Below are 25,303 nucleotides of genomic sequence, written 5' to 3' on the forward strand. Positions count from 1 at the left end.
AGGCCGTTGCTAAGTCAATAGTTCGAGCCGTAGAAGTGACCAATACGGTATCACAACCTTCTCCGGGTTTGAAACTCTGAATAGAATTGGTGCTTTGATTATGTAAAAATCGCAGTCGATCGGCTCCTGAAATTTTTAACAATCCCCAGTGAGACCGATCATAGATCGCAACACCCTGTTTTGTGGCGGTGATGGCTTCAACATCATTGTTAAAACTAATGGGAATGGCTTCCCCTGTTTTTGAGTCGGCAAAAATAGCCCCGATGGAAGCTTGTAAATTCTGTAATTCTGAAGTCATGGCGGGAGTCACCTAGATTAAAAATTTTTTCAACATTGATGAGTATAGAGAATTAAGATCAAGAATGGGGAACGTCTGAGGCTAAATTAGCAAATAAATCTTGAATAATTTGACGAGTTTTAGTTTCTAGGTTCTGCCAATTCACATCTCCTATTTCTTGATCAATTAAACTCATATCAATTTCAACCTCCAAACTTTCTTGGGCGGTATGGGTCAGGTGATAGTTTTGAAAACAGATCTGATAACACAATTCCCAAATATCGACACTAACGTGCTGACCATTATGCTCTAATTCCAACCGATATCCAGGGAAAGGATCTTGGACTTCCTGATAACTTCCTGTCCAGATAGATTCGTCTAATTGTTTACGGATGTTGTCTAGGAGGCGAATCAAAGCAGGCTGCATCAGGAGTTCAGCCTGTTGCCAAGCTACGGGATCTTTAATTTTAGGTTTCATATATCTGAATTTTCCAGGGATTTTTTTATTGTCTGATGTTTATGCGGAAAGTGCTAAACCTTCTTAAAATTAGAAGAAATCAATACTGCTCAGATATTCTTCAATGATCATTAACTCTAAAAGTCTTCTTCACTGCTGTTTCCTACGGGTTGATAAGAGGGCAAAAATAAAACGGGTTTCCCGCTAATCAGGCGATTAATTTCAGCTAGGGTTTCTGTTCGAGATAGTCCATCTCTGGTGATTAAAAGTTTTAAAATATCAAAGCTGGTGGTGTTTGTAAAGGAATAACCCCCATGAATATCAACTTTCCCAGCAATAAAAAACAAGGTATTGATCAGATCAATAATCATGCTTGTCCAAACATTTAAGGGAAGGGAGATACAATTTAATCCTGGCATTTCAGAACAATCAATATAGTTAAATTTTTCAAATAAATCATAGGCTGAAGTGGGTTGTACTGCCGATTGAGAACTAATCATCACTCGAATATAGGGCTGATAATCAATTTGATTTTTGGAATTTTTGAAGGGTTTTAAATAAACATTTCCCAATCGTAATCCTGACATTTCTATACTGGGTTCACTAAACCAATTGCCCAAAATAGAAAGATAGCGAAGGATCAAATCTCGATCGCTAGAAAATAAATAAATTTCCCGACATCGCAAAATAGCAGAACGAACATAATTATTCCGACCTTCTCGAAGAAATTCTAAGGGAATATCAGGGGAAGTTAAAATGAGTTTGTCTAGTTGCAGATAATCACCCATATTGTTTTTTTCATATTCTAAGCGATCTTCCTTACCAAACCGATCGGAGAGAATTCTCAGGACATTGACAATGACTAACCCCCCCATACTATGTCCGATTAAATTAACATTCATTGGGGGGAAGTTTTGGTTATAATAATTAGCAATAGCTGTTTCCTTTTCCGGTTCGTAAAAGGGCATCGACGTATAGGGATTTTCGCCTAAAACTTTATCTAATCTCCAAAAAAATTCTGCTAAATCTGGTGCGCCATAGTGAATTGCTCGATAGCGATCACGTTGATAAACAGAAATTCTTAAAATCTGCATTAATAATAACCACAGGACAAAAACCGTTAGAGTGACTCCATTCCATTGAGTTATTAAATCAGAAATTTTATGCCAATTAAACCAATACCAAAAGGGAGATAAAGGTTGTTCTATCCCTAATAAATTAACTAGGGGAACGACAATTAAGGTTAATAGAATATAAAATCCCGTACCAAACATCCAAGCTAACAGAGCAACAATAAATAAAAACTTTAATGAAAGACCTTTTTGTTCGGTCATATCGCTCCATAATCCAGGATGAATTAAGGGCATTTCACTCGGCCAATGATAACCAATATAAACACTGCGATTTTCTAAGGTTCCAATTTGATTAATCGGCCCCTTCACGGATAAGGATTCTATTTCTGCGATAAATTCTTGATAAAATTTAGAAGCTGGACTAGCATAACCATGGGTTTTCAAGGTGAGACGCTCAAAGTTTGCTATCCGCATTAGTCGTCCCATTTCAGCAATATTAAATAAGGGGCGAAATCTTGCTAAAGGGGGCAATTGTCGATCAACATTTAATGAAGTTCTGGCGGTACTAACGACTAAAAAACTATTGGAATATTGACGATCAACATAAATTTCAAAATTACGACTTACCGCTTTAGCAAATTGTTTATTATGCCAACTATTTAGGGCTTTAATTACATAATCTTCATTAACTTGGGTATCAAAATCAGGGTATTCTTCCAAATTGCAGGTAGAACGTAATGCTTCTGCGATTTCTAATTCAGAACGATAACTACCATAGAGGGGCAAATTATAGAGGGTTTGGGTCTTCCTTCCTTTGGGAACAGAATAGGCGAGTTGGACAATACGAGCTTTTGTCCAAGCATCAGAAAAGGGTGCTGTATTGCGAACAATCGACTCTAACCAACCATGGTCATTTTCCATGGTTTCTTGATGCCAGTACAGGGGTAAACCTTTGTATATCCGATTAGTACCCATAGTGCTTTTAATCAGTTACCAGTAATCAGTGATCAGTTATCAGTGTAAGAGTAATCGGTAATCCGTTGTCAGTAAATATAAAGAACCAGTTTTAAGTGATCTGCAATAAGCACTGAATTGGAAACAGCTAAAACTCAGTCGGTAATCAGTAGCTTTAAAATTAAAATCTTACACCGATAACTGATCACTGATTACTGATAACTGATTACAGCGATCACATAACCCAAAAAACTCTAAGGTATGGTAGTAAATTTTAAAATTGTGGGATTGTTGAAGTTCAATTTCCAGGTGGTGAACAGGACATTCATCAAGGGGAATCGAACGTCCACATTCAACACAGGTGAGATGATGTTCGTCTTGCTGCATACAACTATAAACCGCTTCCCCCGTTGTTAAGGTGCGGACATTAATTAACCCTTCCCGTTTTAAAGCATCCAAGGAGCGATAAACCGTGGCTAACCCCATCATTTGATTTGTTTTCCGCAACTCCAAATAAAGGTCTTGAGCAGAAACCGATCGTTTTAGGGTTTTCAATTTAGTGAGAATCCGGTCTTGACTACGGGTGCGACGAGGTTTCATTATTAATGATTTGCAAATCTTAGCCTGTTTGGTGCGGCTATTTTACCAGAATACAACACAGAAGCCCCGACCTGTATAAACAGCTGACGGATGGGAGGAGATTATTTCTCATCGTCCAACGGATGAAGTGATGGTTTCTTAAATAAAGATTTGACTTGAGCAATCCCAGATTGGAGTTTTTTTAGCGGTTTAATCTGTTGAAAGACCATCACCCCGCCGGTTACTAACATCCAGAGCAAGCCTAGGCCATTGAGCAACACATACAGTGGCTCTAAGGTCTGTCCTAAATACTCGCCTTCGTGGATACTCATGAGGAGATGTACTTGGTCGCGGGATAGTCCCAACCAACTTTTCCCCAGCCGATAGGAAACACCTGTGGTGACGGTAACGAACAAAGGCAGCAAAGCAATCGGTGCCAAGGTACGATGCCATTTTCTCAGGTGTTGATTCAGGTTCATGATGTTGCTCAGTCAAAATTCAACGGGACTGGGCGGATTTGAACCGCCGACCTAGCGCTTCAGATTTGTGTGAGTTTCCCCACTCTCTGGACTATTCCTTCACCGTAGGCGGATGTCGCCCGTAGGCGGTGGCCGTTTGTCTAAAGAATAAAATCATTATTCCCTAGAGCCAGTCTCTGCACCTTCTTTCCTTGTTTAGAGGGAAAGCTTGGCTCAAGATTACCTTATCGGTTTCCCGACTTAGGCTTCCTTGAGTTTGACCACATTCACTCACGGGGTTTCCCCACATGGTGCCCGATTCTTCAGGAGGCGCTTGCTCTATCCACCTGAGCCACAGCCCCAAATTTACACTATTTCTATGGTAGCATGATTTGGTCTCAATTTTATGATCACTAAGGAAAGATTTTAGAGACCTCTTTGAACTTGGCTCTCAAATGACGTTTAATTCCGTGACAACGCTGTTTTCCAGTCAAAAAATATAAACAACAAAACACTACTGATAACTGCTGCAAAAAAACACCAAACTGAAATGAAAGTGGCTTGATAAAATCGGTCTGCTAGAATGAAAGAAAAGATAATCAAAATTCCAAATACAGCTAATAATCTTTGACTTGATATCAAAAAAGGAACACTAATCACTAGCAAATATAAATATTTACAAATATCATAAAAGAAGGCAAATTTAAAATCATATAATAAATTAAGGTTGTAAAATAAATTACCTAAATTATTAGTTGCCATCACTTCTTGTCTCACCACACAACTCACAAGATAAATCCCTAAAATAGCTCCTATTACCGCTATTCCTAAAATAGTTTTCTTGCGAAGGGGATGATCTTCTAATAAATAAACTGAGATGGGGCAAAAAATCAACCAAAATCCCGTAGCAAAAACTAAAAAAACGTAGATTCCGATAAAGTATATGGGTGATGATTTATCCTCTAAATTTAACCAGACCACTCCCTCAAAAAATTGCTGAGTTGCAAATAACAATGGAAAAGTTGCTAATAAAAGCTGCTTTTTCGAGGTCGTTTGTTTCAGAGTGGCAATTCCTAAAACAGATAAGGATAAACTGGCGGTAAAACTTGCCGTTGCTGAAAAGCACATAAAAACACTAGACTCGGTGAGTTCTCAAAACCGTAGATTGTTTACCATTTCCTGGGTTTTGGAACCTCCTCAACCTCGGCACTGTATGTGTTCAATCTCATTCCACCTTTGTTAATATTTTGGTAGGAGACCGAGGAGGCCTGGAAATTTTCAGACTTTTCCTGATCAATTAGATCAACAAGATTGTTTATTATACAGCATTGAGAGGAAATAATATTCGTGGTAGCCGTGAATCAACCGATTACAGTGAATGATCAAAATCTGATTGAAAAAGCACTTTTACTCAAAGTGAAACGACTGACCTCAGCCCGGGGACAACTGGTTCTCCCTTGTGCACCTGCTTTGATCGATGAATACATGACTCAGTTTAACGCTCTGCTGGCGGCCTTGGGGCAAAATTTCACCCCAGAGGAAATGAAGGGGTTACGTCAGCTTGTCGAACGTAAACTGCATGAAGGATATCAGGCTTCCCCCCATGCCCGTTTAATCTTTAGATATGAACCCCCTGAACCCACTCAAGGCTTAACCAGTGGCCTCAAACTAACCGTAACCACCGAGGTTGCCTCTTTAGAAAACAAATATCAACGCTGGTTAACCACCCGGGAGGGGCCATTATTTGGGGCGCACCCTGATACTAAATTAATGGCCGTGGTGTCCGAATTTTCTGACCCAGCCCGAACTCCGATTTTAGATGTGGGGGCGGGGGTGGGTCGCAATACCCTACCTTTAGCCCGCAAGGGACATCCGGTGGATGCGGTGGAACTCACCCCAGACTTTGCTCAAATTATTGCCAAGGAAGCCAAAGACGCCAGCCTACCAATTCGGGTGATCCAAAGCAATATTCTCAACCCGGCCTTAGTCCTCCCGGCTAATTATTATCGGTTAGGGTTAATTGCAGAAGTGATTTCCCATTTTCGCAATTTGGATGATGTCCAAACCCTCTTAAGCAAAGTCTGTGATGCCGTAGCGACAGGGGGTTTAATTTTATTCAGTACGTTTATCACCGATGCCGATTTTGAGCCGGATGATAAAATTCGAGAAATGGGTCAAATTCAATGGTCTTATGTGATTACTCCGGGTGAAATGAATTCGCTGCTCCAGGGTTTACCGCTACAATTGATTTCCAATGAGTCGGTGTATGAGTATGAACGCACTCACCTCCCCCCGGAAGCCTGGCCACCGACGGGTTGGTTTGAACATTGGTCACAGGGTCGAGATGTGGTTCCGATCCAAAACCCCCCGATGTCCTTGCGTTGGTTATTATGTCGGGTGAATAAGTAGAATATTAGAGTCGGGCGGTTCAGAGGAGGTGGCAGGTTTCTTCCGTAGGGTTGAAAACACAAAGCCACCCCTAAAAATATCCGTTGAAATTAATCCTATTCTATTCCCTTTCTAAACATCGATCATGATTAAGCGACGAATCTCTAAAGTATGGATTTTGCCCGTGATCGCATCTGGGGCTTTGTTGGTGGGTGTGTTCTTTCCGATGGCGGTATTTCGGGGATGGAAACAGTCCGTTGAACAGAACTATTTGGCCGATCAACAAATCCCGCAGTCGAAAGTATTACAACTGGCTTTATCCCCCGTTTCCCAACGTCAAGGGGAATTAGAAGCGATCGCCCAAGACCGAAATGCTTCTTTAGAAAGAAGTCGGGCACGATATTTATTGGCTAGTGATTCTTTAGCCGAAAATCCTAACACAGCCCTTCAATTATTACAGGGATTAGAACAGGATTATCCCCTCTTAGGGGGTCATATTTTAGTCAAACGGGCGCGGGCTTATGAACAAATTGGAGATCTGGAAAAAGCCCAAAAAACTTGGCAGGAATTGTTAAAAAATTATAGCACTCAACCCGTTGTAGTCGAAGCCTTATATACGTTAGGAAAAACCAATTCTGAATATTGGGATCAAGCGATCGCCCAATTTCCCAGTCATCCCAAAACCATAGAAATTATTCAAAGTAAACTTAAACAAAATCCCAATCAACCGGAATTATTATTTCTAATTGCGAAACATGGATTGTATTTAAAAGACTATGGAACCTATTTAGAACAATTAAAAGCAAAATTTGGCAATCAACTCACCCCGGAACAATGGGAAATTGTAGCTTTTGGCTATTGGGAAAAACAGGATTATGGGAAAGCTGCCATTGCCTATTCTAAAGCACCCAAGACCCCTAAAAACCTTTACCGTCAAGCCAGAGGATTGTGGTTAAATGATAAAATTCCTGAGTCTCGAATTGCCTATAAACAATTAATTAATACCTTTCCCCAGGAAATAGATCCTCAAGGAGAAGATGCAGGATTTGGTTTATTGCGGTTATCACGGCTGGTTGAGAAAAAAGAGGCTTTAGGGTATTTAGATCAAGTGATTGCTAAATTTCCCCGTCATGCAGCCGAGGCTTTATTAGATAAATCTAAACTCTTAGATCAAATGGGATCGGAAAAATTAGCCTCCGAAACTCGTCAACAATTACTGAGTAAATATAGCGATTCTGAAGCCGCCGCCCAATTGCGTTGGGAACTCGCCCAACAAGCCTTAAAAGCGGGAAATTTAAAATCCGCCTCCGACTGGGCAAAACAAGTTTCCACGAAAAATCCCGATAGTGAATTTGCCCCAGAAGCGACGTTTTGGGTAGGGAAATGGGCGGAAAAAAACGGCAATTCCCAAGAGGCTAAAAAAGCCTTTGAATATTTAATTGTTCGTTATCCTTCTTCCTATTATGCTTGGCGTTCTGCGGTGCATTTAGGCTGGCCTGTAGGGGATTTTACCACCGTTCGACCCCTATCTCCCCATGTCGAACATCCTGATATTCGAGAAGTGCCTCCGGCTGGTTCTGAAACCTTACAAGAACTGTATGGGTTAGGACAAAATCAAGAAGCCTGGAAACTATGGCAAACAGAGTTTAAAAATCTCAACCAGCCTTCAGTTGCTGAACAATATACCGATGGGTTAATGCGGATGGGAATAGGGGATAATTTAGAAGGAATTTGGATGTTATCAAGTTTAAATCGCCGGGATGATCCTCAAGAGCGATCACAATATTTAGAAATCAAACAAAAACCGGCTTATTGGGAAGCATTATATCCATTTCCCTACTTAGAAACTATTGTTAATTGGTCAAAAGAACGGCAATTAAATCCGGTATTAGTAACAGCATTAATTCGTCAAGAATCGCGGTTTATGCCAGGGATTAAATCCATTGTCGGCGCTACGGGATTAATGCAAGTGATGCCGGACACGGGGGCGGATGTGGCCAAACAAATTAAATTGACAAATTACTCCTTGGAAAACGTCAATGATAATATCAATTTAGGAACCTATTATCTGGATTTTACCCATCGAGAATATAACAATAATTCGATGTTAGCAGTAGCTAGTTATAATGCCGGGCCGGGGGCTGTTTCTGGGTGGTTACAGCGCTTTGGATTTCAAGATCCCGATGAATTTGTAGTTAAAATTCCCTATCCTGAAACTCAAGATTATGTGAAATCTGTATTTGAGAATTACTGGAATTATCTTAGAATTTATAACCCCGATGTTGCCAAATTAATGCAAGAACATACGGCTAATTATAAGAATTAAGGAGAAGTTATGGAATCTGCATCTTATTCAACCTTAGCCGTCGCTCAAAAGGGCTTTGATCTATTGCAGCAGGGTTTAACGACCGGACAGTGGGAACCTTTTTTAGAAATGCTGACGGATGATTGTACCTTTTCCTTTCCCGCCGGATCTTATAAAGGCTTACATCAAGGAAAAACAATGTTAGCAAAGTTCTTAAATTATGCTACTGAATCCGTGTTTAAAAATGGGTTATTACTAACATTAAAACGGATAACCAATAATGAAACTACGGTTGTCTTTGAAGTTTATTCGGAAGGGGAAATGTGGGGGAAACCCTATGAAAATCAAGCAGCAATTGCCTTTGATATTCAAGGGGATAAGATTTGCAGTTACCGAGAATACTTAGCGGTGGTTTTCACCTTATATAGCAATCCCAAATAGGTTATAACATTTTAATACTGACATAAAACAACCAGAAGTATTACCCCTGTTCCGGTGTTCTAAGAGTGCGTAGCGCTATAACAGTGAGTTGCGCGACTGCTATACCTTAAACCTATTTTGGGATGATTGATATTATAGCAAGAGGCAATAGGGAATAGGCAATGGGCAATAGGCAATAGGTAAATACTTACTGTGAGCAGCTTTTAGCTTTCAAGAATGTCCTAACAGATGCGGCAACTGCTATAACTAATCACTCTTTTCTGTTGAAAAAACTAAACGAATAAACTGGCAAGGATAACCCGAAATATTGCTGTTAAAAGTGCCAATTTCTTGAAATCCAGATTTTTTATAAAATGCGATTGCCCGTTGATTTCCTGCCATCACAATGGTATAAATAGGAGAAGCAATTAGTTTTAAAGATAAATCTAATAACCGTTTACCAATGCCTTGATTTTGATAATCGGGATCAACATATAATAAAGCAATACAGTGAGAATCAAGGGCAATAAAAGCGACGACTTTTTTCCCTTCACAGGCTACGAATTTGTCATAAGTATAGCGAATGTGATGAACATTGGGATTTTGTTCCAGAGGTCTCATCGCCCTTAAATCACAAGATCCTTTAAATTCATCGGGTTGGGAGCGATTATGCACTCGACAAATAGCCGACCAATCTCTTTCTAAATAAGGACGAATATTAATTGTTTTCATTCATGTTTAGACAAATTGTGGACGTTCTAAAATCTGAGAAAATAGGGTTTTAAATTCATTTTTTTGGGTTTCTGATTCCATCATTTGTTTCCATGTTTCATAAAAGAAAAATGTGGTTCCGGCAAATTGGTGATCGCGCGTCAGTTGAATTTGTTCTTTAACAGTTAGAAAAGAAATTGGCTTAATTCTTAACCCGGTTAAAATACCAATACTAACAGGAATATGACTCTTAGCTTCCAAAAGTTCAGGACGTTTTAAATCTGCTAAAAATCCATTAATATCATCCCGATATAATTGTAAAACTAATTCTTCTAAATAACCTTCTTGTTCCCAGGTTTTCCAATCTTGTAAAAATTGAGAATAGGCATAAAGATAAGGATTTGGAGATAAAGAAAGAATACAATTCGGTTTATAATCTTTGATCACCCAGAACACTCTACTGACAAATTCTGTGATTTTTTTCGCTCTCCAACTTACCCAATTTGCTTCTTGAAAGTCTGTGGGAGGTTGGGAATTTCCCGTTTCTTTCCGATATAATTGGATTGTAAACTCATCATAGCCTAAATCGACAGGTAAACCAAAATGATCATCAAATTGAATCCCATCAACCTCATAGTTTTTGACCACTTCAATGATTAAACCCAGAAGAAACTGTTGGACTTGGGGATGGAAGGGATTTAACCAGACTTGATTAACTTGACTTTCTTTATATACTTTCGTACCATCTTGACGACAGGTAATCCAATGGGGACGCAGTTCAACAATTTTAGAATCAGGGGGAACCATAAACCCATATTCAAACCAAGGAATCACACTAATCTTTTTTTCTTTGGCTAAGGGAATCATTTCCTTGAGAATATCTCGGTCTTTTAATTCAGGAATCGGATATATTTGAGTTCCGGTAAACCGTTCCATTAAAACACTTGGATAAAGGGTATAACCGTTATTCCAAATGGTAGGATAAACGGTATTAAAGTTACATTCTGCCAATAAATTTAGAGCGTTGGTTAAGGTGTTTTTAGAGAACAAAACATCACTATCAATATTGGTTAACCAAACTCCCCTTAATTCTCCGGTCGGAACTGGAATGATCGGCGGTTTAACAATATACTGTTCAGCAATAGTTAAGGGTTCATCAACTTGGCGCAACGCTTGACAGAAAAATACAGCTACTTCGGCGCGAGTTGCAGGTTTATTCGGGTTTAAAAGTTTCACCTCTGGATAATTAACAACTAAGCCAAATTCAATCGCCGCCGCGATCGCATTCTTAGCATAATTGGGAATATCTTTCCCATCATTTAAACTTTGATTTAGGGTTTTAATAATAGATTGACTGGGTTCATAATTTAGCCCTTTGACTAAAGCGACTAATGCTTGAACTCTAGGGATATTTTGTTGGGGTTTAAAACTTTGGTCTTCATAACCACTCATAAACCCCGTACTATAGGTTTTTTGAATTACACTATAAGCCCAAAAATTCGACGGAACATCCTTAAATTGGAGCGGTTCTCGACTGTCTAAAAGTTGGGGAAAGGCTTTAATCAGCATAGTAGCAAACTCAGCACGAGTCAAAGGAGCATCGGGCTTAAAAGTTCCATCTCGATAGCCACTGATCATGCCTTTATTTGCCAGAGTTTCTATACTATTTTTGGCCCAATGATTGGTTATATCTGTAAAGTTTACCATGAAGTTTAAAAGGGGTAAAATGGGTTCAAGATTTCTGTTTAATTGTTAATATTTTTGAACAAAACGATACAATCTATTAACTTTGCCTCTAATTAGATTCAGAAAGAATATAATAGCAGTATGAATTGTACCCCAAAGTAGGATCAGTTGCAATCTTTAAAAAATGTCAACTTGTCCATATTTTTTAAATCCTTGTTTAGAGGTTTCGAGCTAAATTATGAAAATCATTTCCACCCTGTTTTCTGGAATTACCACCTCCATTACCACCCTAACCTTGGTAACAGGTCTAGCCATGGCTCAAATGGCGGAAGTCCCTAAACCCAATATGAAAGGTGATTTTATCACGGCAAAAGTTCAAGGAAATCGAGGACTTTATAATAATATAAACTGGTTGGTTGTCGATCCTGAATATCTGAACTGTCGCAATACTCCCGAAGGAACGGTTAGGACTCGCTTAGAGTCTGGCGCAATTATGACAGCCCTGTTTTCTAATGATGGAAAAGGCGATGCTATTGTACTTAAAAATGGTCAATCTTGGTTAAAGGTAGAAAGTATTCATCCCTATGGGCCTCGATTAAATTCTGGAGTTTGTTATGTTCGGGCTAATTTGAAATATATTGCCCCGATTAATGGTGATTATCTCGATATGTTTAAAAGGAAATAAAAGCTATGCGTTTTATCAATCCCAAAACTGATTTTGCCTTTAAAAAAATATTTGGTTCCTCGGAAAGTAAGGATATTTTAATCAGTTTCTTGAATGCCCTGGTTTATAATTCTGAGCTAGTTATTCAGGATTTAGAGATTATTGATCCTTACCTCGCGCCCAAAGTTAACGGGCTTAAAGATACTTATTTAGACGTTAAAGCTCAACTAAATACGGGTGAAATTGTCATTATTGAGATGCAGGTGATTAATGTAGAAGCCTTTACAAAACGAGTCTTATATAATGCGGCTAAAACCTATTCTCTGCAATTAGATGTGGGACAGGGCTATCGTTTTTTAAAACCTGTTATTGCTTTAACAATTACGGATTTTATTCAATTTGAAAATACGGATTCTTTGATTTCTCACTTTATTTTTAAGGAGAAAGTTCAAAACTTTAATTATTCCGAGAATGAATTAGAGTTAGTGTTTGTGGAATTACCTAAATTTCAAAAATCCTTAGAACAATTAGAAACCTTAACGGATAAATGGATTTATTTTATGCAAAGTGCTAGAACTTTAGAAACCGTTCCTGAAACCTTAGAAACTGTCCCTCAAATTCAACGGGCTTTTCAAATTGCTAATCAAACTAATTTAACCCGTGAGGAACTCGATGAAGTTGAAAAAGTGGAACTGTTTTTACAAGATCAAAGAAATGCGATTAGTTTTGCAGAAAGTCAAGCTAGACAAGAAAAAGCGATAGAAATTGCTCGTCAACTCCTGAATATTTTAGATGATCAAACTATTAGTCGCACCACGGGGTTAAGTTTAGAAGAAATTCAAAACTTAAAATCTTAGTCTTTCTTAGTAATTAAGAGGAATATCGACCGTATTTGGCGATCGCATTTTCTTTTGGATTTTGTTGATTTGTTAACCACGCCCAAAGTTGATCACCCTGGGAAAAATGCCACCATTCATTCGGATGTTGCTGAAATCCTGTTGATAGCATAACCTGGGATAAAATCAGACGATTTCGCTGATATTCTTTCTCTATTTGATCAGAACTATGCTCAAAATAATTAGGATAGGATCGAGGAGAAATCTGATCAATTTCCGAACCCATATTTAAGATTTCTCCCCTATGATCAACTAAAGTAATATCCAAAGCCGCACCCGTACTATGGGGCGGAGGAGTGGCAGGATCTAAGCTCGGAGCCGCCCAAAATTGGTCAACTTCTGTTAATATAGATTGGTGTTGTTCGGCGGAAAGATTGTGTGGCGTTAATCCCCGTTCTTCTAATAGTTGTTTGTATGAATAATTGACCATAAATTGTTGCACTTCTACGGGACGATAGGCGTCAAAAACTAATATCTTCCAACTAGGATAATTATTCTCTAATTGTCGTTGTGCTGCGAGGAGACGTTCTAAAACACCTTGTCTTAAATAATAGGGAGAATCTACCGAAGAAAAATGATAGGGTGCTCCTAATTTTTGATAAGCATGGGGAGTTTCTATTACAAATTTTTCCAGGGGTATATTAACTAAAGGTTCACCACAGTCTTGAATCAAAATTTCTTGATAAGGTTTCATAATATTTGTTGTTTTTAATTAGTAAGCCCTTCAGGGCTTAGAAATACAGTTAAGATTGTCGGGATGCAATTAAAGCATAAAATGGGTCGCTTCCTCCCATTCCCAACATTTGCATAAATAGAGGGGTTTTAGATTGACTAGCAATAACTTTGGGGCTATTAAATCCAGGTAATTTATTAATTTTAACGGAATTAATATAGCCTTTAACTAATTCTAGTCTATCAGTTTCTGTTGCTTCTCGCCAGGCGGAGATCGCTTTTTGATAAAACATTCGATTAGAAAAGCTTACAATGGTAATTCCGCCAGGTTTTAAAATCCGATGAATTTCCGCAAAAATGGCTTCAGGATATTGTAAATATTGGATGGAAACACAAATTAAAACCGCATCAAAATCTTGATCGGGTAGGGGAAGTTTGAGATTTTGATTTAAGTCTTGAATAAAATAATGATCGAGTTGAGAATTTTTAGCTAATTCCTCCTCATTCATTCCATGTCCTTCTATATGGGAAAATTGAATTTCAGGGGGAAGGTGAGATACCCAACTACTCATTAAATCTAAAATCCGAGTTTGGGGTTTAAGATGCTTTTGATACAGAGTTGTTAACTGATCAATAAACCCCTGATCAACGTGGGTCACAAAGCGAGGAAACGAGTAAAATAGTGAGTCCTCTGTCTCGTCTAATTTAATCCGTTCATGGCGTTGGAGTAACATAATTCTATTGATCCTGATAGATGCTATGGGTTTGTCAATCTGAATATGAAGAATTGTATACTAATTTTGATCCAATGGGTATAATCATTCTAATATTGATTAATAAGTCAAAGATATCATGATTCAAAATCGCTATTAAAAATACCCTAGAAACCCATGCCTCGCACGCCTACATTATCCTTTGATCGAGGTACACTTTTATTACATCCTCCCCCAAAAGGGAAAACTTGGATTGATTTTGTTACCTGGGATGATCGGGTAGAAAAATTCAGAAGTCCAGCTTTTTATTATCGAAATTTAGTAGAAACTTTACGCAAAAATCAAGTAGATTTTATTGATCAAGCCCATAATTTTAATCGATTAGAATTAACTCCCAGTTTTGAAATGCCTCCCTATCTTCATCAACAGGAGGCATTAGCAGCCTGGCAAGCGGTAGGAAGTCAAGGAGTGGTGGTTTTACCCACCGCTTCAGGGAAAACCTATTTAGCTCAATTGGCGATGCAAGTAACAGGATATAGTAGCTTAATTGTTGTGCCAACCTTGGATTTAATGCACCAATGGTATGCCCATTTATTGGCAGCTTTTCCAGATATTGAAATTGGATTATTGGGGGGAGGATCGAAGGATAGAACCCCAATTTTAGTGGCAACCTATGATAGCGCAACGATTAATTCCGAAACCTTGGGAAATAAATATGGACTGTTAATTTTTGATGAATGTCATCATTTACCTACGGACTTTTATCGAGTTATTGCAGAATATTCCCTCGCTCCTTATCGTTTGGGACTAACAGCAACTCCTGAACGTTCGGATGGTAAACATAGTGATTTATCCTTGTTAATTGGGTCTACGGTTTATCGCAAAACCCCGGAAGATTTAGCAGGATCGGCATTAGCAAATCATCGAGTTGTACAAATTTTAGTTAAACTTTCTCCCAAGGAACGAGAGACTTATCAAGAACAAATGAAAGTCAGAAATGAGTTTATTAAGGAGAATAATATTAAATTATCGAGTTTAGAAGGTTGGAAACAATTTGTGATGTTAAGTGCGCGATCGCCTTTAGGAAGACGAGCCATGTTAGCCCACCGACAAGCAAAGGAAATATCATTATGTACTAACGGAAAATTGAGGATATTAGCCGATTTATTGAGTCAACATCATCTGGAAAAGACCCTAATTTTTACCGCCGACAATTCAACGGTTTATAAAATTTCTCAAAGTTTTTTAATTCCAGCTATTACCCATCAAACCCCCGTAAAAGAACGCCATGAAATCTTAACTAAATTCCGAGCAGGAGACTATAAAACCCTAGTTGCATCCCATGTTTTAAATGAAGGGGTGGATGTTCCCGATGCTAAGATAGCAATTATTTTGTCAGGGACAGGCTCAGAAAGAGAATATATTCAACGGTTAGGGCGAGTTTTACGCAAAGGAAATACCCCCAATAAACAGGCGATTTTGTATGAAGTTGTGACAGAAGATACCAGCGAAGAACGCACATCCCAACGTCGCAAAGGCGAAACATCATCTAAACCCCAACCGCCCAATAAATCTTCTAATTCTGATTACCAACAGTTAGATATATTTCAACCTAAACCGTTATATGGGATTCAAAATATCCCAAGTAAACGGGTTGCAGAATCTTCAGAAAAATGGAATAATTCAGAAGAATCTGAATAGAACAAGGCAATGAGCAATAGATTTTATACAAAAAGGGAATAGGGAAGGTATATTATTTTTGATAAACGATCTAAAATTAGAAACTAGAATAACTATTCCCCATTACTCATCACGGATTTAAGAGGATTACGCAGATTAACACAGATTAAAATCCGTGAAATCTGTGAAATCCTATTAAATCTGTGATCCCCATTACCCATTCCCCTTCTTATGCTACCTTCTGAACTTTTAAGTTATAAACAACAGGGAGAAACAGTAATTCCCCTGCGACTAAATATTGATCCAAAACATATCAATTTAGCAACGGATGTGATTCAATGTTTTGAAGAATCTGTGAATAAAACCCAAGGAGAATTAAATAAACGCTTACAGGAATTTGAAGGAGATAGTCCCGACTATAGGTTAAAAAGAGGGTTAGCCCATTTATTAAGAAGTGGTTTTTGTACTTTCGAGATAGTTAGTCCCTTAGAACCTGTGGAATTACGACAAAAAGTATTTACCTTATCCGCCAAAACAATACCCAGTTTAGCCGCAACAGAACAGACCTTAGAACAGTTAGCAACTCAACTAAGTCAAGACTTAAATCGAGAGGTTTTACCCCATCAAATTTTATCGGGTCTTTATGCAGATTTACAGGAAAATCGGATTTTAACGCAATTAGATTCTCCGACTCCAGAAGCGTTATTACATCGGTATAATTTATCTCAAGTTCAGGGGATTTTCTATCAAGCTAGTCAAATTATTATTAACGCCTATCGTAATGATCCAGGGGAATATAAACTCTTATTTCGCTATTTAAAATTGTTCCAATTAATGACTTATATTGAGGGAGATGCGGATCAAGGTTTTACTTTAACTATTGACGGGCCAACGAGTTTATTTAAAGCCAGTACCCGCTATGGTTTATCCTTAGCTAAAATGATTCCCGCCTTACTTCATGTGACCAAATGGAGTTTAAAAGCTAAATTACAACAACGTGACCCCTATACTCGGGTGGTAAAAACAGGTTATTTTAGTTTAAATTCTGATTGCGGTTTAGTCAGTCATTATCCCCCAGGTAAACCCTATGATAGTATGATTGAACAGTCTTTCGCCGAGCGCTGGACTAGCTTAAAAACCGAGTGGAAATTAGAGCGAGAAGTCGATTTAATTCCGATTCCAGGGAGTGTAATGATTCCTGATTTTCGCTTAGTTCATCCCGATGGTAGAATGTTTTTATTAGAGATTATTGGTTATTGGCGACCGGAATATTTACAGAAAAAGTTTTATCAAGTTCAATCTTCTGGCTGTGATTATTTAATATTAGCGATTTCTGAACGATTGAATTTAGAAAATGCCGGAATTAATATTAATCGTCTCCCGGTTCCTGTGGTTTGGTTTAAGGATAAATTATCTCCCAAGGCGGTATTAGAAATTTTGGAAAATCAGGTTGACAATTTTAACAAAAATTAGCTATAGATCAGAAGTTCGTTATTGGGCTTTAGAGGGCTGAAGCCCAACAACGATGAGGAATTATCACTTAAATTCAAGAGATCTGAGCAGTTGCGAGTGAAATTATTGCTCAATTTCAATGACCTTGGGTTGATCATCAATTTGAGTCTGTTGATCGCTGCTACTATTGTTTGAACTGAGTTGATTTTTAAGTTTAAGTTTTAGTGGCCATGTAATGGGCAAACTTTCAATTTCTTGAAAGAGAGACTGCACCGATTCTTGTTTGCTACGTTCTGCATAAATAGCATGGAGAACTGCTTCAATTCCATATTCGGCTACCGCATCTCCTAAAACCGCTATTAGTCCCAGCATCGCTATACTTCCTAGGACAATAAATGGCTCTCCCAGGGTGAGAATTGCGACAATAGTAGCCATGGCCGCAGAACTTAAATACAAACTAGCAATCTTTTTAGCAATTGTGTCAATGTCCATGGGAATTACCTAACATCCTTACACTGTAGTTTGAAACATTAATTAAGGGTATCAAAATTCGTTGTCAATTCTATTTTATGATTCGGTTTCGATCAAATCATTGAGCATCGGATTGAGATTTTTGGGCCGATAATCGGGATAGGCTTTAAGTCGTTTGACAACACTATGATGAATAATAACTTTTGCAGATTTTAGCGATCGCCATTCCTCACCACCCAGAGAATAAACCCCCTTAACACGATTATCAAATTTAGCCATTATATCTGGCTTAATCTGGAATTCTTCACTTTCATTTTCAGGGGAACAAAACTCTAATCCTAATTTTTTAGCTTGGTTTAGCATCCATTCTAAAGGATAATCCGATAGTCCTTGATATTCTTTAATTCCTCCACCGATACAGTTATGTTCACCAGAAAACCAGACTTCTTTGACTATTTGGTCAGGATTTTTTTCATTTCCTTCCATGACAGCCACAGGAAAACTTTTACATTTCTCATCAATGGCAACCGCATGAAAGGCATTTTCTACAATGGGACTCAATCTAGCATCAAAAAACTGATATTTCTGATTCCAGGGTTTGGCAATCGGTAGCCAAGGTGTTAAATCAGGAATACCTAATGTTCCCACCGTATCCCAACAGCCTAACATTTTAATCGGGACACGATACTGTAGATATTCTTTTTCGGTGTCGATCTTTTGGGAATTTTCTTCACGGAATTTTTGGGCTTTTGGATGATTGGGACTAATTTTTGCATCTCGATAAAGCTGATATGCTTTAGAAATTTCCCGAATCTTGGAACGTTTTAACAAACCACACTTATAGATCATACCCGCTAAAGAGCGAACAATATAGGCTCCACGACTAAAACCAACGAGGTAGATTTCGTCGTGGGCATCTACATCATAGTTCATACATAAAAACCGATAAGTCTCTTGAATGATTCTGTCAATTCCCCATCCAAAAGCACCTTCGCCTAAACGTTTGATTAAATGATCTAAATCTTCTTCTTCTGATGTGCCATATCCTGATAAATATAAGACAATTTGCGGTGTTTGATCATCGGCTGTATATTTAACTGATTGGGCAAATTTGATCACATTAGTTGGATAGGAACTTGCAGGTTGATTCCAAGTTCCATCACAGCAAATCACTAATCGTTTTTTCCGATTTCCAGAATAAAGTTGATTAGATTCTAGTATTTCATCATTACATATTTGTTCGGTAATTATGGGTTGAGTTGATTCTAATATCAGTTCTAAGATTTCCGATTCTGACGCTAGTTCGTCGGTAATAATTGGTTCAACGGTTTCTAATATCGGTTCTGAGATTTCCGATTCTGATGTTAGTTCATCGGTAATAATTGGTTCAACGGTTTCTAATATCGGTTCTAAGATTTCCGATGCTGATGTTAGTTCATCGGTAATAATTGGTTCAACGGTTTCTAATATCGGTTCTAAGATTTCCGATTCTGATAAGGGTTCATCGGTAATAATTGGTTCAACGGTTTCTAATATCGGTTCTAAGATTTCCGATGCTGATGTTAGTTCATCGCTAATAATTGGTTCAACGGTTTCTAATATCGGTTCTAAGATTTCCGATTCTGATGTTAGTTCATCGGTAATAATCTGTTCAACGGTTTCTAATATCGGTTCTAAGATTTCCGATTCTGATGTTAGTTCATCGGTAATAATTGGTTCAACGGTTTCTAATATCGGTTCTAAGATTTCCGATTCTGATGTTAGTTCATCGGTAATAATTGGTTCAACGGTTTCTAATATCGGTTCTAAGATTTCCGATTCTGATGTTAGTTCATCGGTAATAATCGGTTCAACGGTTTCTAATATCGGTTCTAAGATTTCCGATTCTGATAAGGGTTCATTAGTATTCATTGGTTGACTGGATTTTTTAGTTTTGGTTCTGGTTTTAGTTTTATTTTTAATCCTAGGAGCTTGTTCAATTTTTTTGGCAGGCAATTTCTCTAATTTCCAACTCGTTCCATACATTATGCCATCGTTAGCATAGCTGGTTTTGTCATTAACATCCCCATTTAGAGGTAAATAAGTTGATAATCCTAGTTCATCACCCATTAAACGCCGATTCATGTCCTGTTTAATTTCTTCTTGGGTGCGAGCTTGATTCCAAATATATAATTCAGCAAGGGAACCCTTCCAATAATGAGAACCATTGACAGAAGAACCAATGACCAGTTTTTTGATGCCCGTTAATAGTCTATTATGCCCGTTCCCTCGATGCCAAACTCCTCCATTTCGATAAATATACATTCGCCCGGTGGTGGCATTTTTCACAAAAGCCCAATGAGTCCACCCATTATATTCTCTGAGTCTGACTATTTTATCGATGCGATCAAAGCCATCCTGATTCCCAGCGTCCCAAAAAATACGAGTATCTGTTTCATCCCACCAAGGCAAACTAATTTGTAAGACCCGAGTATTTTGATTATTATAAGCTTCAAGAATACTGGTTTGTTCAGTCAAACTGTTTCCGCCCTTAGCCCAAAATTCGATAGTTATGGCTTTGTCCAGGTCGGGAAAACTTTTGGATAATTCTATTTGGTCATCGATACCATCAAAAACTAGGACTGATTTTTGTTCAGACATTAATTTTATCCTAAGAACATTATTAAAGGGTTCTGCACGGGTTTTGATATATTTTACTTGTTTTTATCGCATCTGGCTACCAATTTTTGACTCTTTAACCCCCTTCCTATCGGCTTTTTCTTATTATTCAGTCGGCCATAATTAGCAATAATTCCTTGACAATAATCCAGACAAGAGATTTATCAAGGCATTGAATAATTCTCGGAAAAACCCTATGATCACCTCCCCAGATTAGCAAATAAATTGCTATAATCCAGTTAAATGAAGTCGTTATGAGTTTGAAGTAAAAATGACCAACCCAACCGTTGAAAACCTTGTAATTATTGGTTCTGGGCCTGCGGGCTATACGGCTGCCATTTATGCCGGACGGGCGAATTTGAAACCCGTGGTCTTTGAAGGCTATCAAATCGGGGGGATTCCCGGGGGTCAGTTAATGACCACCACAGAAGTTGAGAACTTCCCAGGTTTTCCCGAAGGTATTACCGGGCCAGAACTTATGGATCGAATCAAAGCCCAGGCCCAACGGTGGGGGGCGGAACTCTTTACCGAGGATGTGATTACTGTTGATTTGAGTCAACGTCCCTTTACCGTTAAATCGGAAGACCGGGAAATCAGAACCCATACGATTGTAATTGCGACTGGGGCGACGGCAAAACGGCTGCATTTACCCCAGGAAGAAACCTTTTGGAATGCGGGAATTTCCGCCTGTGCCATTTGTGATGGGGCGAGTCCGATTTTCAAAGGGGTGGAATTAGCGGTAATTGGGGGAGGAGATACGGCGACGGAGGAAGCGGTTTATCTAACAAAATATGCCACCCATGTTCATCTGTTGGTCAGACGGGGAGAACTGCGGGCGAGTAAAACCATGCAGCAACGGGTGATTAACCATCCTAAAATTACCGTACATTGGTATACCGAGGCGCTTGATGTGTATGGGAATGGCAAATTAGGCGGGATTAAAATTAAGAATACTCAGACGGGAGAACAGCAAGATTTACCTGTTCAGGGATTATTTTACGCCATTGGTCATACCCCCAATACCCAAATATTCCAAGGACAGTTAGAACTGGATCAGGTGGGGTATATTGTTACGAAACACGGGACTCCAGAAACCAGCGTGGAAGGAGTTTATGCCGTGGGGGATGTCCAGGATCATGAATTCCGTCAAGCAATTACAGCCGCCGGAAGTGGTTGTATGGGGGCGATGTTAGCAGAACGTTGGTTATCGCTAAATGGGTTAGGGGAGGAATTTCAACAGACGGAAACCCCAGAAGTGGAAACCCCGAAACCCACCTCACCTCAGATTACGACTTCGGAGAATTTCGATATCCAGAATACTCGCCATATCGGGGGTTATGCGTTGCGGAAACTCTACCATGATAGCGATCGCTTAATTATGGTAAAATATTCTTCGCCGACCTGTGGGCCTTGCCATGCTCTGAAACCGATTTTAGATAAAGTCGTGGCTGAATTTGAGGGCAGGATTCATTATATTGAAATTGACATTGAGGAAGATCCTGAAATTGCCCAAAATGCCGGGGTAGTTGGGACTCCAACGGTGCAGTTTTTCAAAAATAAGGATTTAATTGAAAACCTCAAAGGTGTTAAACCCAAGAGTTTATATCGGGAATTAATTGAGAAGAATTCATAGAACAAAAAACCCGGTTTCTCTAATCGTAGTGAGTCCTTTAGGACTCCTAACCCAATGGGGAAGAAATAGCCCTAAAGGGCTTACTACGTTCGTAGTGAGTCCTTTAGGACTCCTAACTCAATGGGGAAGAAATAAGCCCTAAAGGGCTTACTACGTTTGAGTTAGAATACTTGTTGCATACTTCCCAATAAAGCAATAATCAATTGAGAACCAAATTGTAAGGCAAAAATCGCAATAATTGCTGAAAAATCAATTCCACCTAAAGGGGGAATAAAAGAACGAAATAGGTTGAGGTAGGGATCAGTTAATTGGCTTAAGATGGAAAAGGGTGGATCATACCAATTAATTGTAGGAAACCAGCTTAATAGAATCCTAACAAATAGGATCAACATATAAATGTTCAGGAACTGTGCCAGGGTACTAGCGAGTAAATTTAAAGGAAGTGCCATAAAATTCTTTTGATGTTTGACTGAATTTGACATAAAGTTATGTTCCCCAGTGTACCACATTTGAAACCCGGGGATAGATTCAAACCAGCAGCTAGAATCGATTAATTTTCGATTTCCGACCCACCATTGCCATTGACACTACCTAACTGTTGACGGACATCATCAATGGCTTGATTGAGTTGAGCTATTTTATCCTCCAAACTCAAACGGGAAGTTTCCATATTTTCTCCGGTCAATTTAGCCGTCTTGCCCGATTTTCCCTGTATTTCTAACAGAGGTTCAATCCGATCTTGATTACTGATGCGGTTAGCAAGTACCACCCCTAATACCCCCCCAACCAAACCTCCGAGGGTTGCACCCAGGAAAAAGCCACTGGTAAAGCCGTCTCGATTACCCATAATTTAACCACTATGTCACAATAGCTTGATTTTACTGTGATTGGGTAGGCAGACGGTCAAAAGTACCAAAGGTGCGATCGCCCGCATCCCCTAACCCTGGTATAATGAATCCCTGTTCATTAACTTCGGGATCGATAATAGCGGTATACACTTGCAAACTGGGATAGGCTTGACTTAACTTTTGTAACGCTGGGGGGGAGGCGACAATGGAGATAATTCTAATTAAAGCCGGGTCAAGATGACGTTGGGTAAGTTCGGCCATCACTGCCATAATTGTTCCCCCGGTTGCTAACATCGGTTCACTGATGATCACCCTGGTTTGGGGATCAAATTGGGTGGGTAATTTATTTAAGTAGCAACTGACTTCTAAGGTTTCTTCGTTGCGTACCATGCCTAAATGATAGACGGAAGATAGCGGTACAACGCTTTGAATACCCTCCATTAACGCTAAACCCGCGCGTAAAATCGGAATCACAATTAAGGGAACTTCAGGATTCACAAAAGTAGCATGACATTCGGCTAAGGGGGTTTGTACCGTTGTTTCCAGGGTCGGTAACCAGTCCCTCGCCGCTTCATAAGTTAACCAACGTCCCAACTCCGTCATCGCCGTCCGAAACAAACCCGGAGGAGTCGCTTGATCTCTTGCAACCCCTAACCAGTGTTTAATCAGAGGATGGGGGGGGACATAAATACGCAGTTGAGGAGCCATATCAAAACCGTTCTTCATTTCTCAACTATCATCCCATACCGTTGCCAGGGTCGAGTTGAAGGTTTGTAACCTCACCCTGACCGATTAAAATATTATTCTATCTTGAGAGTGATTACAAATGAAAGCAATTATGATTGTGGGAACGACTTCCCACGCCGGAAAATCGATGATGGTTACGGCTATTTGTCGCATCCTACATCGTCGCGGGGTGCGAGTTGCACCGTTTAAGGGACAAAATATGGCCCTCAATTCCTATGTTTCTCCCGGGGGGTCAGAAATGGGTTATGCTCAAGCGGTGCAGGCGTGGGCGGCGGGAGTTATTCCGTCGGTGACGATGAATCCGATTTTATTGAAACCCCAAGGGAATATGACCTCTCAGGTGATTTTTAAGGGGAAACCTGTGGGGGTGGTGAAAGCTAGTGATTATTATGAACAATATTTTGATCGGGGCTGGAAAGCTATTACCGAATGTTTAGATTATTTAACTCAAGAATTTGATATTTTAGTTTGTGAAGGTGCGGGAAGTCCGGCTGAAATTAATCTCAAACATCGAGATTTAACTAATATGCGGGTGGCTAAATACTTAAATGCGAAAACTTTATTAGTAGTTGATATTGATCGGGGTGGGGCTTTTGCCCATGTTGTGGGAACTTTACAATTATTAGAACCCGATGAACGAGCGTTAATTTGTGGTATTATTATTAATAAGTTTAGGGGACAGCGATCGCTCTTAGAATCTGGGATAAAATGGTTAGAGGAATATACAAAAATTCCCGTTGTTGCCGTGATTCCTTGGATTGATAATCCGTTTCCCGCAGAGGATTCTTTAAGTTTATTAGATCGGGCTTCTAGTTCTCCCCAAACGGAATTAACCATTGCCGTGATCCGTTTTCCTCGGATTTCTAATTTCACCGATTTTGATCCTTTAGACTCGGAATCAACGGTCAGTATTAAGTATGTTAACCCGGCGGAATATTTAGGACATCCCGATGCCGTAATTCTTCCCGGTTCTAAAACTACTATATCGGATTTGCAAGTCTTAAAAGAATCGGGAATGGCCGATCAAATTAAAAATTATATTAAAGCCGGGGGTCAAGTTATGGGAATTTGTGGCGGTTATCAAATGTTAGGAAAAGTTGTATCTGATCCCTATGGTTTAGAAGGAGAGCAAGGAGATTATGAAGGGTTAGGATTATTAGCCCTGAAAACAGTAATTTCTAATCAAAAAACCTCCCGTCAACGGTTAGTAACTTCTAATTATCCCCAGAAAAATTTACCCGTTGAAGGCTATGAAATTCATCAGGGAAGAACTCAACTCCTAGATGCTAATGATATTTTTCCTTTATTTGATGACCAAAATTTAGGATATGTCAATGGTCAAAAATCCATTTGGGGGCATTATTTACATGGAATTTTTGATAATGGATCTTGGAGACGAACTTGGCTGAATCATCTCAGAAAAGCCAGGGGTTTAAATCCTTTACCCACTGGTATTGCTAATTATCGAGAACAGCGAGAAATATTATTAGATGTATTAGCAGATACGGTGGAATCTCATTTAGATCTGAAATCTATTTTGAGTTGAGTTGTAAAAAAATCT

24 protein-coding genes (1 of these 24 only partly in view) are annotated in these 25,303 nt (G+C 39.0%); 9 read left to right on the forward strand and 15 right to left on the reverse strand.

The window, feature by feature from the left end; translation table 11 throughout:
- The 6 genes from ygfZ to AC2D3N_RS09995 form a co-directional block, all read right to left on the reverse strand.
- Window positions 1–298 carry the start of a CAF17-like 4Fe-4S cluster assembly/insertion protein YgfZ gene (ygfZ, locus tag AC2D3N_RS09970; protein WP_484693512.1) on the reverse strand. It extends 761 nt beyond the left edge of the window, so 298 of the gene's 1,059 nt are visible here — the first part of the coding sequence; it begins with the start codon at window positions 296–298; its stop codon lies off the left edge, out of view.
- Window positions 299–356: 58 nt separating this feature from the next.
- On the reverse strand, window positions 357–755 hold the full coding sequence (locus AC2D3N_RS09975) for a hypothetical protein (RefSeq protein ID WP_079679025.1): 399 nt from the start codon (window positions 753–755) through the stop codon (window positions 357–359).
- Between the two features lie 116 nt (window positions 756–871).
- Window positions 872–2,782, reverse strand: coding sequence for an alpha/beta hydrolase (locus AC2D3N_RS09980; RefSeq protein WP_484693513.1), 1,911 nt, complete (start codon window positions 2,780–2,782; stop codon window positions 872–874).
- A gap of 168 nt (window positions 2,783–2,950) precedes the next feature.
- On the reverse strand, window positions 2,951–3,361 hold the full coding sequence (locus tag AC2D3N_RS09985; protein WP_079679022.1) for a Fur family transcriptional regulator: 411 nt from the start codon (window positions 3,359–3,361) through the stop codon (window positions 2,951–2,953).
- Window positions 3,362–3,462: 101 nt separating this feature from the next.
- Window positions 3,463–3,780 carry a PepSY domain-containing protein gene (locus AC2D3N_RS09990; RefSeq protein ID WP_234996698.1) on the reverse strand — a complete coding sequence of 106 codons (318 nt, stop codon included), beginning with the start codon at window positions 3,778–3,780 and terminating at the stop codon, window positions 3,463–3,465.
- 480 nt (window positions 3,781–4,260) lie between these two features.
- Window positions 4,261–4,926, reverse strand: a complete 666-nt coding sequence (locus tag AC2D3N_RS09995) for a DUF6629 family protein (protein ID WP_079679018.1) — start codon at window positions 4,924–4,926, stop codon at window positions 4,261–4,263.
- Window positions 4,927–5,145: 219 nt separating this feature from the next.
- On the opposite strand from AC2D3N_RS09995, the gene AC2D3N_RS10000 reads away from it, so the two are divergent.
- From AC2D3N_RS10000 to AC2D3N_RS10010, 3 genes are all read left to right on the forward strand, one after another.
- The gene (locus tag AC2D3N_RS10000) at window positions 5,146–6,207 is read left to right on the forward strand and encodes a class I SAM-dependent methyltransferase (RefSeq protein ID WP_144017738.1); all 1,062 of its coding nucleotides are present in this window, start codon (window positions 5,146–5,148) and stop codon (window positions 6,205–6,207) included.
- Window positions 6,208–6,331: 124 nt separating this feature from the next.
- Window positions 6,332–8,512 (forward strand): lytic transglycosylase domain-containing protein, encoded by a 2,181-nt coding sequence (locus AC2D3N_RS10005; protein ID WP_484693514.1) that lies wholly within the window; start codon window positions 6,332–6,334, stop codon window positions 8,510–8,512.
- A 9-nt stretch (window positions 8,513–8,521) separates the two neighbouring features.
- Window positions 8,522–8,932 (forward strand): nuclear transport factor 2 family protein, encoded by a 411-nt coding sequence (locus AC2D3N_RS10010; RefSeq protein WP_079679015.1) that lies wholly within the window; start codon window positions 8,522–8,524, stop codon window positions 8,930–8,932.
- 246 nt (window positions 8,933–9,178) lie between these two features.
- On the opposite strand, the gene AC2D3N_RS10015 is transcribed toward AC2D3N_RS10010, so the two are convergent.
- Window positions 9,179–9,643: a GNAT family N-acetyltransferase gene (locus tag AC2D3N_RS10015; protein ID WP_079679014.1), complete on the reverse strand. Its 465-nt coding sequence runs from the start codon at window positions 9,641–9,643 to the stop codon at window positions 9,179–9,181.
- Between the two features lie 6 nt (window positions 9,644–9,649).
- A complete protein-coding gene (locus tag AC2D3N_RS10020; protein WP_484693515.1) occupies window positions 9,650–11,329 on the reverse strand; it encodes a glycoside hydrolase family 10-like protein in 1,680 nt (559 codons plus the stop codon).
- 217 nt (window positions 11,330–11,546) lie between these two features.
- Between AC2D3N_RS10020 and AC2D3N_RS10025 the strand changes: the two genes are divergently transcribed.
- Together AC2D3N_RS10025 and AC2D3N_RS10030 are read left to right on the forward strand one after the other, a co-directional pair.
- Window positions 11,547–11,993, forward strand: a complete 447-nt coding sequence (locus AC2D3N_RS10025; RefSeq protein ID WP_484693516.1) for a hypothetical protein — start codon at window positions 11,547–11,549, stop codon at window positions 11,991–11,993.
- 5 nt (window positions 11,994–11,998) lie between these two features.
- Window positions 11,999–12,829: an Rpn family recombination-promoting nuclease/putative transposase gene (locus tag AC2D3N_RS10030; RefSeq protein ID WP_484693517.1), complete on the forward strand. Its 831-nt coding sequence runs from the start codon at window positions 11,999–12,001 to the stop codon at window positions 12,827–12,829.
- 13 nt (window positions 12,830–12,842) lie between these two features.
- Here AC2D3N_RS10030 and AC2D3N_RS10035 read toward each other — a convergent pair whose 3' ends face one another.
- Both AC2D3N_RS10035 and AC2D3N_RS10040 read right to left on the reverse strand, forming a co-directional pair.
- On the reverse strand, window positions 12,843–13,562 hold the full coding sequence (locus tag AC2D3N_RS10035; RefSeq protein WP_079679007.1) for a M15 family metallopeptidase: 720 nt from the start codon (window positions 13,560–13,562) through the stop codon (window positions 12,843–12,845).
- A 49-nt stretch (window positions 13,563–13,611) separates the two neighbouring features.
- Window positions 13,612–14,274 carry a class I SAM-dependent methyltransferase gene (locus AC2D3N_RS10040; RefSeq protein WP_079679005.1) on the reverse strand — a complete coding sequence of 221 codons (663 nt, stop codon included), beginning with the start codon at window positions 14,272–14,274 and terminating at the stop codon, window positions 13,612–13,614.
- Window positions 14,275–14,430: 156 nt separating this feature from the next.
- On the opposite strand from AC2D3N_RS10040, the gene AC2D3N_RS10045 reads away from it, so the two are divergent.
- Together AC2D3N_RS10045 and AC2D3N_RS10050 are read left to right on the forward strand one after the other, a co-directional pair.
- Window positions 14,431–15,954, forward strand: coding sequence for a DEAD/DEAH box helicase (locus tag AC2D3N_RS10045; RefSeq protein WP_484693518.1), 1,524 nt, complete (start codon window positions 14,431–14,433; stop codon window positions 15,952–15,954).
- 210 nt (window positions 15,955–16,164) lie between these two features.
- On the forward strand, window positions 16,165–17,406 hold the full coding sequence (locus AC2D3N_RS10050) for a DUF790 family protein (RefSeq protein ID WP_484693519.1): 1,242 nt from the start codon (window positions 16,165–16,167) through the stop codon (window positions 17,404–17,406).
- A 102-nt stretch (window positions 17,407–17,508) separates the two neighbouring features.
- On the opposite strand, the gene AC2D3N_RS10055 is transcribed toward AC2D3N_RS10050, so the two are convergent.
- Both AC2D3N_RS10055 and AC2D3N_RS10060 read right to left on the reverse strand, forming a co-directional pair.
- Entirely contained in the window at window positions 17,509–17,877 is a 369-nt protein-coding gene (locus AC2D3N_RS10055; protein WP_144017737.1) for a hypothetical protein, read from the reverse strand.
- Between the two features lie 75 nt (window positions 17,878–17,952).
- A complete protein-coding gene (locus tag AC2D3N_RS10060) occupies window positions 17,953–20,496 on the reverse strand; it encodes a phospholipase effector Tle1 domain-containing protein (protein ID WP_484693520.1) in 2,544 nt (847 codons plus the stop codon).
- A 289-nt stretch (window positions 20,497–20,785) separates the two neighbouring features.
- Here AC2D3N_RS10060 and trxB point away from each other — a divergent pair, with 289 nt between their 5' ends.
- Window positions 20,786–22,147, forward strand: a complete 1,362-nt coding sequence (gene trxB, locus AC2D3N_RS10065; protein ID WP_484693521.1) for a thioredoxin-disulfide reductase — start codon at window positions 20,786–20,788, stop codon at window positions 22,145–22,147.
- Between the two features lie 161 nt (window positions 22,148–22,308).
- Here trxB and AC2D3N_RS10070 read toward each other — a convergent pair whose 3' ends face one another.
- From AC2D3N_RS10070 to upp, 3 genes are all read right to left on the reverse strand, one after another.
- Window positions 22,309–22,596 carry a YggT family protein gene (locus tag AC2D3N_RS10070; protein WP_079679577.1) on the reverse strand — a complete coding sequence of 96 codons (288 nt, stop codon included), beginning with the start codon at window positions 22,594–22,596 and terminating at the stop codon, window positions 22,309–22,311.
- Between the two features lie 101 nt (window positions 22,597–22,697).
- Entirely contained in the window at window positions 22,698–22,994 is a 297-nt protein-coding gene (locus AC2D3N_RS10075; RefSeq protein ID WP_079678996.1) for a ssl2009 family thylakoid membrane protein, read from the reverse strand.
- 31 nt (window positions 22,995–23,025) lie between these two features.
- Window positions 23,026–23,703, reverse strand: a complete 678-nt coding sequence (gene upp, locus AC2D3N_RS10080) for a uracil phosphoribosyltransferase (RefSeq protein WP_079678995.1) — start codon at window positions 23,701–23,703, stop codon at window positions 23,026–23,028.
- 118 nt (window positions 23,704–23,821) lie between these two features.
- Between upp and cobQ the strand changes: the two genes are divergently transcribed.
- Complete coding sequence (gene cobQ / locus AC2D3N_RS10085; protein WP_484693522.1) at window positions 23,822–25,288, forward strand: cobyric acid synthase CobQ; 1,467 nt, start codon at window positions 23,822–23,824, stop codon at window positions 25,286–25,288.
- Window positions 25,289–25,303 lie beyond the last annotated feature (15 nt).

Source organism: Planktothrix sp. PLAVEN19ND, assembly GCF_057220675.1.